Below are 11,453 nucleotides of genomic sequence, written 5' to 3' on the forward strand. Positions count from 1 at the left end.
GCCGCGCTTGAATGCCCAACCATAACCAGCCACAATAATCGTTTTCCGATTCAAGCATCCGTTGAGGCCAGCATGTTCTTGATCTTGGGTTATATGGTCATTTTGGGTGGCGTTTTAGGCGGTTTCGCGCTTGCCGGCGGCCACCTGGGAGTGCTTTGGCAACCCGTTGAAGTGCTGATTCTGTTCGGCGCCGGCTTAGGCGCCTTTTTGGCCAGCAACTCGCTGGACATCGTCAAAGCGGCGCTAGCCGGAGCTTTTAACGCATTAAAACCCAGCATCTACAGCAAAAGCTACTACCTTGAATTATTGCTGAGTTTCAACGCCCTCTGTCAAAAGGCCCGCAAGGAAGGCTTGCTGTCACTGGAGAAAGTGGTGGACGATCCCGATTACAATGCCATTTTCGGGGAACAAGTGGCCGCGGATCATCATTTAATGGAATTTGTCTGCGACAAATTGCGCTTGATTTTAACCGGCGTCGATTTCAATCAACTGGAACACCTGATCGATGCCGAGCTTGAAGTGCACCTCGAAGACGGACACGTACCCCTCAGAGCCGTGCAGCAATTGGGCGATAGCATGCCGGCCTTCGGCATCGTCGCGGCGGTCATGGGCGTCGTTCATACCATGGAATCCGTAGGTGTTCCGCCAGCGGAGCTGGGCAAGTTGGTGGCCGCGGCGCTGGTAGGTACTTTCCTGGGCATCCTGGTGGCTTACGGTTTCGTCAACCCGGTAGCCGCGATAATGGAGCGTCGCCTGGAAGACCAATTGAATGCTTTAAGATGCGCTCAATCGGGCTTGCTAAATTGCGCCAAGGGCACCTCGCCAAGCATTACGGTGGAATTCATGCGCATCACTATTCCGCAAAGTGTTCGTCCTGACTTTCTGGAAATGGAAGCAAGGCTGAAAGCCGGCAAGGGATAGTCAGCGGTGGCCGAATCTCCCGTCATTATCATCAAGAAATCCGCCAAGCGGAGCCGACATAGCCGTCATGGCGGGGTTTGGAAGATCGCTTATGCCGATTTCGTTACGGCAATGATGGCATTTTTTCTGCTAATGTGGTTGTTGGGCTCAACCGACGATACCACCAAAAAAGGCATATCCGAATACTTTCAAGATCCGTTCGGTGTCAACATCAGCACTAGCGGCGAAGGCATAGCGGACCGAGCGGCGCTTATACCGGGCGGCGGCTCTGACTTGGCTGCCACGGACAGCGGTCAAGTCGATTCCGGTCCGGACATACCGCCGTCGCTTGCCGACAAATCTCCGGAAGAAATTGAAAAACTTGCCGAACTGCGGGAACGGCAAATTCTGGAAAAACTGGAGGCAAAAATTGAATCCTTGTTGGCCGCCAATGCCAAATTGGCTGAATACCGCGATCAGATCAAGCTGGAAACCACGCCGGAAGGTTTGAAAATCCAGATTATCGACGCCCAAAACCGCCCCATGTTCAAACTGGCCAGCGCGGAAATTGAAGAACACGCCAAAATGATACTGCGCGAACTGGCGCCCGTTATCAATGAATTGCCCAACAAGGTAACCGTCAATGGGCACACCGACGCACTACCATTCCCCAGTAATAAATTCGGCTACTCCAACTGGGAGCTCTCCAGCAACCGCGCCAACATCGCCCGCCACGAGCTGAATCTGGGCGGATTGGGGGAAGAGAAAATTTTAAGGGTGGTCGGCTTGGCATCCAGCATTCCATATAACACCGAAAACCCCGAAGACCCCATGAACCGACGGATTTCCGTTATCGTCATGAACAAGAAAACCGAGAACCGGGTATTGCACGAAGGCGCCACGCCCAGCGAGCCCGCCGGCACATACGAACCCCTTCATAACGATCCAAGAACCGAATGAGCTATTCGGGCACCAATCCGCTCAGTCCTTACCTTCGGCGCGCAGCCGTGGAAATGATTTTGCAATAATCCGGGGTAAGTTCAAGCCGCGCTTTGACAATATACCGATTGATGGCGAATACCCGAGCCGTCCGGGGCATTAGCGCCATACCATTCCTTAAAATCATGCGGCAACTCGAGCAATGGCGCGGTAACGCAGTACCTCAGTAAACCGTCGGTTGTAATGTATAGGCCGCCGCCAATTTTTTGATTGCGTGGGTTTTGAGCGTTGAGCGTATGCAAGGTGTCCATAAGTTTCCACATTTATTTAACCGTGGAATAGTCTCTATAGACCGACTTAACGCATACTTAAATCAACATGGCTCATGCAGCAGGCCTGGCATCGCCCTTGCCGATGAAAGAATAGTCGATGGGGCAAGTTACTCGCCGGACGGGACGCAGGGAACGCGTCCGCGCTGACCGAAGCGGCGACATTCCAATCGCCTAAGTCTGCCGGACAAACAAACTTGCTCCGCCAAATTGCGTGCGAAGCAAACCAGTTGCGAGCGATTGCCGAGCCTCCTACGCAACGGCATCCGGATTTTCGCCGTCAAGCCAAGCTAAGATGCCTAAACGGAGCAAACCAAGCCTTGACTCAGGTGATTACCGTGGGCCCGTTACGTCCGGTGCGTTTTTTAACTTCGCAGAGTTGCTCGGCTATCTCAATCAACTCGGCCAGCGCAACTTGCGCATCTTGATCAAACTTGCGGACATCCCGCTCGTAGCGTTCCAAATAAATCCGCAAGGTCGCTCCGACCGTTCCGGTGCCGGACAGACGGAAGACGATACGGGAACCATTATCGAAACCGATACGCATGCCCTGATTGCTGCTTACGCTACCATCGACCGGGTCGGTATAACTGAATTCGTCGGCAAATTTAACGCTATTATCTCCCCAGCTTTTTCCGGGCAAATGGTTTAACTGGCTGCGTAAGTTCTCCAGAATGCCGTTGGCTATATCGGAATCGACGGCTTCATAGTCATGGCGACAATAAATGTCCCGGCCATATTTCTCCCAGTGCTCATGCACGATGTCGGCGACCGATTGGCGCTTGCGGGCGATCAAGTTCAACCAGAACAATACGGCCCACAGGCCGTCTTTTTCCCGCACGTGGTTGGAGCCCGAGCCGAAACTCTCTTCGCCGCAAAGAGTGATTTTATCCGCATCCAAAAGGTTGCCGAAAAACTTCCATCCGGTTGGGGTCTCGTAGCAAGGCAGGCTCAATTTGTCGGCAACGCGGTCAACCGCCTGACTGGTCGGCATGGAGCGGGCCACCCCACTGATACCTTTGGCATAGGCGGGAATGGAACGGGCATTTGCGGCCATAATCGCCAAGCTGTCGCTGGGCGTGACGAAAATGTTTGCGCCCATAATCATGTTCCGATCGCCGTCGCCATCGGAAGCGGCCCCAAAGACAGGCGGATTGGCGCCAAACATGATTTCCGTCAGTTCATGCGCGTGCGCCATATTCGGGTCGGGATGACCGCCGCCAAAGTCTTCCAGAGGCACCGCATTGAATACGGAACCGGGTGTCGCACCCAGTTGGCCCTCAAGTATTTGTTTGGCGTAGGGGCCTGTTATGGCATGCATGGCATCGAAGCGCAGAGTGATCAAACCGGCGGCTATACTTTGCTTGATAAGGTCGAAATCGAATATTTTCGCCATCAGCTCCGCGTAATCGGCCACGGGGTCAATGATGCGTATCTTTAGATTGCCCAGGCTTAATTCGCCAATCGTATCCAGATCGATGTCGTCGATTTCAGCAATTTGATAACTATTGATGGTTTTGGTGTTAGCGTACAAAGCGTCGGTAAACTTCTCCGGGGCGGGTCCACCGTTGCCGACGTTATATTTGATGCCGAAATCTTCATCCGGCCCACCGGGGTTATGGCTGGCCGATAAAACGATGCCGCCGAATGCCTGATATTTTCGGATAATGTTGGAAGCCGCCGGGGTGGACAATAAACCGCCCTGCCCTATGATCAATTCACCAAAACCATTGGCGGCCGCCATTTTGATGATGACTTGAATCGCGCGACGATTAAAATAGCGGCCATCGCCGCCCAAAACTAGAATTTTTCCCTGAAAATCGTCTAAACTATTGAAAATAGACTGAACGAAGTTCTCCAGATAATTGGCATTTTGAAAAACCTTTACTTTTTTACGTAAGCCGGAAGTTCCCGGCTTTTGATCATCATAGGGCGTGGTGTTATGGGTTTTTATTTTTATTTGCATGTTCTACCCTTAATGCGACAATTTAAAGCGTTTAACTTACACCAAAACACCTTTCTTTAACAGACTTGCAGGCAGACACAGATTGGTTATGAGACATAAAATGTTGTTACGCAATATTTTGACAGGCTTTTGTCTTGCTCCGTGCCTTTGCGCGGCCGACCCGGAGGTCAGATTGATCATCGACACCCAAACCCGTAACCTCGAAATCGTAAAGGGCGAAGAAACGCTTGAAGTGTTGGAGCATGTGGTCATAGGCCGCAAGGGTGCCGGCACCAAAGAATATCGTGGCGACGACGTAACACCGCTCGGTAACTATCGGATCGGCTGGATCAACGAAAAAAGCGCTTTTCGTAAGTTCTTCGGCTTGACTTATCCCAATCCGGATCACGCGGAGAAGGCCCTGCAGAAAGGCCGCATCGATCAGGATACTTACCAAGCCATAGTCAACGCGGAATTCAAAGGTCAAATTCCGCCGCAAAATACCGACCTCGGCGGCCAAATTGGCATACATGGTTTAGGTAGCGGCAGTTTAAGTATTCACGAGACGTTTGACTGGACGCATGGCTGCATTGCTCTAACGAATGATCAAATCGATCGGTTGAGTCAATACGTGGAAACCGGCACGCCGGTGACCGTTAAATAATGTTGGTAAATTTCCAAAAAATGTTGGAGAATTGCCACCGTATGTTCCATTTGTTTTTTAAACCACTATCAAGGGGAAAACCATGATGAAAGCTGTAAAATTATCCGCACTTGTTGCTGTTGCCGCTCTGGCTACCGGCTGCGCAAGCACTTCAGACATCGAAAACCTGCAAGGTCAAATCGATTCTCTGAAACCACAAGTTTCCGCTGCTTCCGCTGATGCCGCTTCCGCTAAAGCCGCCGCTGCCGAAGCCGCCGCCAAAGCCGCAGCCGCAGAAGCTGCCGCCAACCGCGCTGCCCAATACGCTCAAGACACCAACAGCAAATTGGACAGACTGTTCAAAAAATCACAACACAAATAAGCTTTATTGCTGTCGTCGATTTGAAAGCCCGAGAGATTTAAAGCTCTCGGGCTTTTTTATGCGTATCAGTTTTGCACTGTCGTCTGAGTCGAGGCCTGACTTGGCCGCTCGTAGACGGCTACAGGAATGCCGGTAGGCTTTTCCAAAGCCATTTTCAAGATCGAGCCTTTTACGACCGGTATTTGCCCGCCGTTGGCCTGCTCAATCAGATTCAAAGCGGTATGCAGGCGCTGCTCATAGCTTGCGGGCCACTCCTCCATCTCCGGATAAACCTCCATGTACAACGTGTCATGATACCAACCCACCTTGATGGATTGATTGACGATATTGACCGACGTACCCACTTTTACCATTGGAAAAAACTGTTCGATATCGCTGGGATACATGCGGATACAGCCGTGACTGACCCGCATGCCGATGCCGTTGGTTTTTTGAGTACTGTGCATCAAATAACCGGATATGCCCAAACGCATGGCAAACAGGCCGAGAGGGTTATTCGGACCCGGCGGATAATAAGGATCCAGCACATCACCATCGGCGAGGTGTTCGGCAATAATGGAAGGCGGCGGCGTCCAAGAGGGATTTTCCATCTTGGCGGCAATATGGGTTCTGCCCAAGGGAGTTCTCCAGTTATTTTCCCGGCCTATGCCAATCGCATAAGTAACAACCTGATGAGCATTTGGGTAATAGTAAACCCGCATTTCCGGCAAATTAACCACAATACCCTGTCTCGGCGCATTCGGCAGAATAAAGCTGGTTGGGATACGTACCGGAGTTCCCTCCCCCGGCAGCCAGCGATCCACGTGGGGATTGGCCAAAACGATTTCATCCTGGCCAAGACGGTGCTCTACCGCGATATCGATCAGGGTATCTTCGTATTTGGCCGCAACATATTTGACTTCATGCGGAGGACTGCCGATCAAACTGTCGCCAGGACGATCGGGAACGGGCAGTGTCAGCGCAGTTGCGGCGGTAGTGGTAAGGGCCAGTAAACTGGATAATAGCGTGCGTTTCATCAGGCATTACCTTCGACATTGAATAATTCGAGCAGACGCGGAATGAACTGCGCAAGTTCCGCGCTCATAATGGAAAAATCGGCGTCAAACTGCTCGGTTTCGTCAAACGCCTCGATATCGGCTGCCTGCTCCTGAATCAAGTCCAGAAATTTTAGACGCTTCACCGCCAGACCTTCATCCAGTACGAAAGACAGCCTATCCGCCCAACTGATTGCCAATTTGATCACCTGCTTACCGCTATCCAGGTGATTCTTGATTTCCGGCAAGGCCAGATCGTGCCGTTTACAACGGATTATCCCCCCCTCTTCCTCGGGAGAGCGTAATTCGCATTCGTCTTCAATCAAAATATCCTTGGGCGCGCCGTTATCCAGCAGCCACTGCGTCATAACGCCGGCCGGCTTTACCGATGCGCCTATCGGAACAACGGGTAACGAACCCAGACATTGACGCAAATTGCTTAACAGGTCTTCGGCTTTTTTGGCGGATGCCGCATCAACCACCAGCCAACCGCCCCGGCTATCGATGTAGGCAAAGGTTTTTTTCGAAAAGGAAAAAGCCCTTGGTAACAGCTCAAAAATCAACTCGTCCTTAATGCGGCCACGCTCCTTGGCCGGCAGTTTACGCGCCTCCCGCTCTTCTATTTCGCTGATTCGATCTTGCAGCATTTCATTGATCACGGAAGCAGGCACCACTTTTTCTTCCTTTTTCGCGCTGATCATCATAAAGCCGTTGTTGGCATGTACCAACGCATCCGAGGCCCTGCCCAGGGGGGCTGTCCAGCCGAAGCTGAATTCATCATGACTGCCGCAAGGCCGAAAAGGGTGCTGTTGCAGTTTTTGCTCCAACAGCTCCGCCGACAAGCTAAAGGGCTCGGTAAAACGATAAATCGCAAGATTTTTAAACCACATGCATACGCTCAATAAAAACCGGTGATTATCGCAAATTTATTACGGCGATAGAACCCGCCAGACCGAAAACCAGCTCGCGCCACACCCAACCAAGCTCCAGACCAAAACGACAACTTACACATATCGCCCCAAAGCCGCCCATCAACGGCCATATGCGCCTTTCGGACAAATCAGCCCCGGACATTCCCTAAGCCAATCAAGGTAAACCGCGCCCCATGACAAAGGTTTGTTAGAATGCCGCAGCTTTAACACACTATTCCTAAACCATGGCGACGGGAGACCCCATGTCCGGACTGGAAACGGTTATTCTCGGTGCATTGACCATATTATTGCTGTTTTGGCTGCAACCCGGCCTAAAAGCCGCTATTGCTCGCGGCAAGCAGGCGCCGAGCGACTGGCAAAGCGTGATATTGCCGTTGGGCCTGGTTGTGATGTTTGTAATATTTTTAATTGCGATGGTTTGAAATGATTGAAGAAGAATATTTCCAAGATGAGTATGAAGAGGAAGACGAAAGCGAGTTCTATGCGATTCGCCCAAACAAAACCCAGATAAAAAAACAAATTGCCGCCGTTTTTGCCATAGCGGAAGAAATTTGCGAATTGACGCCGGCGCAAATCGCCGAATTCAATCTGCCCGAAAAAATTCAAACCGCCTTGGCGGATGCCGGCAAAATGGGCAGAAATGCCGCCCGCAAGCGCTTGCTGAAATACATCACGGCACAATTTCGCAACCTGGACACCGAGGAAATAGCGGAAAAGTTGGCGCGCATGAAAAACAAAAGCGCGCACGCGGTCCGGGAACACCATCAAGCCGAGCGCTGGCGCGATCAGTTACTTGCCGATAACGGCAACCAACAACTGACCCTGTTCATGGGCGACTACCCGGAAGCGGACAGCCAGCACATCCGGCAATTACAGCGCAATGGCCAAAAAGAGGCCAAGGATGGCAAACCGCCAAAATCCTCGCGCCTGCTGTACAAATACCTGAAAGAGTTGATTGCCGGCCAACAGGCATACTCGCCGGATAAGCAACCGGACGACGACGAAGAACATGATGACGACGAGTGACGGCCCACGGAACGCTATCTTTCAATATTGCAGGTTTTGCATCTGACGCCTGATCCAATCCCGCCGCCCGACCAAATACGCACTGGGCTTGGCGGCATTCAATAAAATGGGATTCGGCAAGGTGGCCGCCAGCAGGGCCGCTTGCCCCGCCGACAGTTGTTTGGCTGGAACGCCGAAATAATGCCGGCTGGCGGCCTCAATACCGAATATATGATCGCCGAATTCAGCGATATTCACATACATCTCCAAAATCCTGTCTTTATTCCAGATACTTTCTATCAGAAATGTAAACCAGATTTCCAGCACCTTGCGGGCATAATTTTTCGCCGGACTCAAAAACAGATTTTTAGCCACCTGCTGACTAATGGTACTGGCCCCACGCAGCTTCCCGCCTCGCTGGTATTGTCGGTAGGCCTTGTAAATGGCGTCGACATCAAAACCAAAATGCCGATAAAAGCGCTGATCCTCGGCCGCGATAACGGCCGCGAATACCTGCCCGGATATTTGATTGCGGCTCACCCAATGATATTGAATCGGCTGATACGGCCTGGCGGCAATCAGATCGTCAATATGAGCCTTCAGCATGAAGGCTGAAGTAGGCGCGGGAACATAGCGCAGGGCAACGACCGCGATAATTGAACTGACTAACAAGCCGAATCCGGCATATGCCACAATCCGCAACAGCCTCTTAGGCAGATTTCCTAAGTTTTGCCGGCGTTGGGCTTGCGGCTGGTAGCGAACTGATCGGCGTAATGGTTTCAAGGCTCTAAGGGCAAGTAATGGTTAATTCGTAATGGCTGCCGAATCATATAGCTAAATCACCGAGAGGGCGGCAGAAAGGACAAAATGCGTGATATGCCACACTGGCAGCGTGAAATAACATAGTTTTAATGTTAGCAGCGGATTTTTTTAGCTATAATGTCGCAAAACATCACGCCTTCAAAGGATGGCACGACTAATGCTACAAAGAAATCAGGTGTCAGGGATTTTTAGTTCTCTCCCCCGTGGACATGGAAAATATAGACGCCAAGGAATATCCCGGACAACTGCATAAGGAATTGTGCAGTTGTCCGGGCAGGGACGACAACCGCCAACAACCCACTTTAGCTCGCTCCGAGCCACTCAAAAACCCACACCCCGACATGCCATAAGTCACTGCAAGGTGTATCATGCCCGGCAATTCGATTTGTTTTTCCGCCTAGCCGCCACTTCATGTTCAAAATTTTAGTTATCGCCCTCTATCTGCTGGGCAGCTTCTGCTTCGCCGATTCCAATCCCCAAAGTTGGGCGCAACGCACCACGCCGACAAGCGACTCGATCTCACAAAGCATAGGCACCTTTACCAGCGGCTGTGTTGCCGGCGCGATGGCCTTGCCCACATCGGGCATCGGCTACCAAGCCATGCGCCTGTCGCGCAACCGTGTGTACGGGCACAGCGCGTTGATACAGTTTATTCAACAGCTTGGGCAAGTCGCCGCCGACCAACAACTTGGCACATTATTGATAGGCGACCTGGGGCAAGCCCGCGGCGGACCGACGCCTAGCGGCCACCGCAGTCATCAGACCGGCCTGGACGTGGATATCTGGTTCTTGCTGTCCAGGCAGTTGGATAACCGCTTGCTGAGCGCCAACGAACGGGAAACCTGGAGCGCGCCGTCGATGGTGAATTTATCTACCGATACAGTGGACTATCGACAATGGACCGAAGCCCACGAAAAGATTCTGCAAGCCGCCGCCAATTCTCCGGAAGTGGACAGGATTTTCGTCAACCCCAGTATCAAGCAGGAGTTATGCAAGCATAAAACCGCCTCGGCGGCGGAATGGCTGCGAAAAATCCGCCCTTGGTGGAAACACGACGATCATTTTCATGTGCGCTTAAAATGCCCTGACGGCAATTTGTATTGCCAGGGCCAACCAGCGCTGCCAATCGGCGACGGCTGTGACGCCAGCTTGGCCTGGTGGTTTTCCGCCGAAGCCAAGACCCCAAGCAAACCCGCCAAACCGACAGCGCCGCCGCCATTACCCGCCTTGTGCGAACAAGTGTTAAATCAATAAACCAACAGTCGCCGATAGATAAAAAGGCCGCTTGAGGCTTGCAAACCAGCCGGTTATTTATCGGGTTTTGACCGTTCATTCAGGCCAATATCCGCTTTAAAGGCATGTGGCCGGGATTGCTGTCTTCGCTGGTTGGCGTTGGCCAAAAACTGCTTGCGCAATGGGGTATCGGCTTGAGACCAGCCGCAAATCTCGCTCAAACTGCGAAAACAGCCCAAACAAATATCTTGCTCGTCCAAACAACAATTACGCACGCAAGGCGACGGGATGTTTTCCGACTCTTCAGCCACGGTCCATGCCCGCGAAAAAGGCCTGCGCCTCGGAGACGTCATGCGCGATTTGCGCCCGCAATGCAGTCAGCGATTCGAAACGGACCTCGTCGCGCAATCGGGCCTTGAAATGCACCTCGACATAACGACCATAAATGTCCCGGTTGAAGTTGAATAAATGCGTCTCCAGCACTGCAGTGGCACCGCCATCGACCGTGGGGCGATTGCCAAGATTTGCCACACCGTAAAGTTCGCCGCCGTCCAATCCCGTCATGGTCACCGCAAACACCCCGACCAGCGGGGTATTCTTACGAAACATGCGTAGATTGGCGGTCGGAAAACCCAGTTCACGCCCTCGCTTGTCGCCGTGCGCCACCCGCCCGCACACAGAATAATCCCGCCCCAACAAGCTTTTGGCCTGCGCCAGATCGCCTTCCCCCAAGGCATCGCGAATCACTGTGCTACTGACTCGCAAGCCCTCCAACTCGAATGAATCGGTGGACTCGACCGCAAAGCCGTATTCCTGGCCGCGATGCTGCAACAAAGCGAAATTACCGCGTCTTGCCTTGCCGAAGTGGAAGTCGTCGCCAATCACCAAATGCTTGATGTTGAGCTTGCTCAGCAGTATGTCCTGAATGAACTGTTCCGCGTCGCAATCCGCCAGCGCGCGATTAAAGGGCAAAACCAACAGTTCGTCTATGGGCAATTTGGCGAATTGAATGACCTTTTCCCGCAATCGGGTCAGCCGGGAGGGCGCGTGATCGCCCAAAAAATATTCCAAGGGTTGCGGCTCGAACACCATGGCCACGGTTGGCAAGCCCAGGCGCTTGCCATGCGCCGCCACCCGTTCGATAACCCGCCTGTGCCCCAGATGCAAACCGTCGAAATTGCCGATAGTCAACACACAGCCATCACGCAACGGCTCAAGATGCTGTAATCCCCGAATCAAACGCATAGCTTCCGTCATGTAAAAACCCTGGATTTTAACAGTAACGACCG

The 11,453-nt window shown here is 52.3% G+C and carries 13 protein-coding genes; 7 read left to right on the plus strand and 6 right to left on the minus strand.

Annotated features, from left to right (window positions below; genetic code table 11):
- The first annotated feature begins 72 nt into the window (after positions 1–72).
- Together motA and motB are read left to right on the plus strand one after the other, a co-directional pair.
- Positions 73–921, plus strand: a complete 849-nt coding sequence (gene motA, locus NP590_RS09205; protein WP_256602067.1) for a flagellar motor stator protein MotA — start codon at positions 73–75, stop codon at positions 919–921.
- Positions 922–927: 6 nt separating this feature from the next.
- A complete protein-coding gene (motB, locus tag NP590_RS09210; protein ID WP_256602068.1) occupies positions 928–1,860 on the plus strand; it encodes a flagellar motor protein MotB in 933 nt (310 codons plus the stop codon).
- Positions 1,861–2,493: 633 nt separating this feature from the next.
- Here motB and NP590_RS09215 read toward each other — a convergent pair.
- Positions 2,494–4,134 carry an alpha-D-glucose phosphate-specific phosphoglucomutase gene (locus tag NP590_RS09215; RefSeq protein WP_305888646.1) on the minus strand — a complete coding sequence of 547 codons (1,641 nt, stop codon included), beginning with the start codon at positions 4,132–4,134 and terminating at the stop codon, positions 2,494–2,496.
- 100 nt (positions 4,135–4,234) lie between these two features.
- Here NP590_RS09215 and NP590_RS09220 point away from each other — a divergent pair, with 100 nt between their 5' ends.
- Entirely contained in the window at positions 4,235–4,777 is a 543-nt protein-coding gene (locus NP590_RS09220; RefSeq protein WP_256602069.1) for a L,D-transpeptidase family protein, read from the plus strand.
- A gap of 82 nt (positions 4,778–4,859) precedes the next feature.
- A complete protein-coding gene (locus NP590_RS09225) occupies positions 4,860–5,138 on the plus strand; it encodes an Lpp/OprI family alanine-zipper lipoprotein (RefSeq protein ID WP_256602071.1) in 279 nt (92 codons plus the stop codon).
- A 65-nt stretch (positions 5,139–5,203) separates the two neighbouring features.
- On the opposite strand, the gene NP590_RS09230 is transcribed toward NP590_RS09225, so the two are convergent.
- Both NP590_RS09230 and rdgC read right to left on the minus strand, forming a co-directional pair.
- Entirely contained in the window at positions 5,204–6,154 is a 951-nt protein-coding gene (locus NP590_RS09230; protein ID WP_256602072.1) for a L,D-transpeptidase family protein, read from the minus strand.
- Positions 6,154–7,062, minus strand: coding sequence for a recombination-associated protein RdgC (gene rdgC / locus NP590_RS09235; protein ID WP_256602073.1), 909 nt, complete (start codon positions 7,060–7,062; stop codon positions 6,154–6,156). The genes NP590_RS09230 and rdgC overlap by 1 nt, the downstream gene beginning before the upstream one ends.
- A 266-nt stretch (positions 7,063–7,328) precedes the next feature.
- Here rdgC and NP590_RS09240 point away from each other — a divergent pair, with 266 nt between their 5' ends.
- On the plus strand, positions 7,329–7,526 hold the full coding sequence (locus NP590_RS09240) for a hypothetical protein (protein WP_256602074.1): 198 nt from the start codon (positions 7,329–7,331) through the stop codon (positions 7,524–7,526).
- A 1-nt stretch (position 7,527) separates the two neighbouring features.
- Positions 7,528–8,130, plus strand: coding sequence for a ribosome biogenesis factor YjgA (gene yjgA, locus NP590_RS09245; protein ID WP_256602075.1), 603 nt, complete (start codon positions 7,528–7,530; stop codon positions 8,128–8,130).
- A gap of 21 nt (positions 8,131–8,151) precedes the next feature.
- Here the strand turns inward: yjgA and mtgA are convergent, their stop codons facing one another.
- A complete protein-coding gene (gene mtgA, locus NP590_RS09250; RefSeq protein WP_256602077.1) occupies positions 8,152–8,781 on the minus strand; it encodes a monofunctional biosynthetic peptidoglycan transglycosylase in 630 nt (209 codons plus the stop codon).
- Between the two features lie 561 nt (positions 8,782–9,342).
- On the opposite strand from mtgA, the gene mepA reads away from it, so the two are divergent.
- On the plus strand, positions 9,343–10,185 hold the full coding sequence (gene mepA, locus NP590_RS09255; protein WP_256602078.1) for a penicillin-insensitive murein endopeptidase: 843 nt from the start codon (positions 9,343–9,345) through the stop codon (positions 10,183–10,185).
- 53 nt (positions 10,186–10,238) lie between these two features.
- Here mepA and NP590_RS09260 read toward each other — a convergent pair whose 3' ends face one another.
- On the minus strand, positions 10,239–10,517 hold the full coding sequence (locus tag NP590_RS09260) for a DUF1289 domain-containing protein (RefSeq protein WP_256602079.1): 279 nt from the start codon (positions 10,515–10,517) through the stop codon (positions 10,239–10,241).
- The gene (gene ribF / locus NP590_RS09265) at positions 10,468–11,409 is read right to left on the minus strand and encodes a bifunctional riboflavin kinase/FAD synthetase (RefSeq protein WP_256602102.1); all 942 of its coding nucleotides are present in this window, start codon (positions 11,407–11,409) and stop codon (positions 10,468–10,470) included. Before ribF ends, NP590_RS09260 begins: the two co-directional genes overlap by 50 nt.
- Positions 11,410–11,453: the final 44 nt, after the last annotated feature.

This window comes from Methylomonas subterranea (genome assembly GCF_024505185.1).
GTDB lineage: Bacteria > Pseudomonadota > Gammaproteobacteria > Methylococcales > Methylomonadaceae > Methylomonas > Methylomonas subterranea.

Bases quoted from the DNA above. Each gene is read 5' to 3' on its own strand.
- mepA (WP_256602078.1), top strand. From the start codon at position 9,343: ATGTTCAAAATTTTAGTTATCGCCCTCTATCTGCTGGGCAGCTTCTGC.
- NP590_RS09260 (WP_256602079.1), bottom strand. From the start codon at position 10,517: ATGACGTCTCCGAGGCGCAGGCCTTTTTCGCGGGCATGGACCGTGGCT.
- NP590_RS09215 (WP_305888646.1), bottom strand. From the start codon at position 4,134: ATGCAAATAAAAATAAAAACCCATAACACCACGCCCTATGATGATCAA.
- motA (WP_256602067.1), top strand. From the start codon at position 73: ATGTTCTTGATCTTGGGTTATATGGTCATTTTGGGTGGCGTTTTAGGC.
- NP590_RS09220 (WP_256602069.1), top strand. From the start codon at position 4,235: ATGTTGTTACGCAATATTTTGACAGGCTTTTGTCTTGCTCCGTGCCTT.
- yjgA (WP_256602075.1), top strand. From the start codon at position 7,528: ATGATTGAAGAAGAATATTTCCAAGATGAGTATGAAGAGGAAGACGAA.
- NP590_RS09230 (WP_256602072.1), bottom strand. From the start codon at position 6,154: ATGAAACGCACGCTATTATCCAGTTTACTGGCCCTTACCACTACCGCC.
- NP590_RS09240 (WP_256602074.1), top strand. From the start codon at position 7,329: ATGGCGACGGGAGACCCCATGTCCGGACTGGAAACGGTTATTCTCGGT.
- ribF (WP_256602102.1), bottom strand. From the start codon at position 11,409: ATGCGTTTGATTCGGGGATTACAGCATCTTGAGCCGTTGCGTGATGGC.
- rdgC (WP_256602073.1), bottom strand. From the start codon at position 7,062: ATGTGGTTTAAAAATCTTGCGATTTATCGTTTTACCGAGCCCTTTAGC.
- NP590_RS09225 (WP_256602071.1), top strand. From the start codon at position 4,860: ATGATGAAAGCTGTAAAATTATCCGCACTTGTTGCTGTTGCCGCTCTG.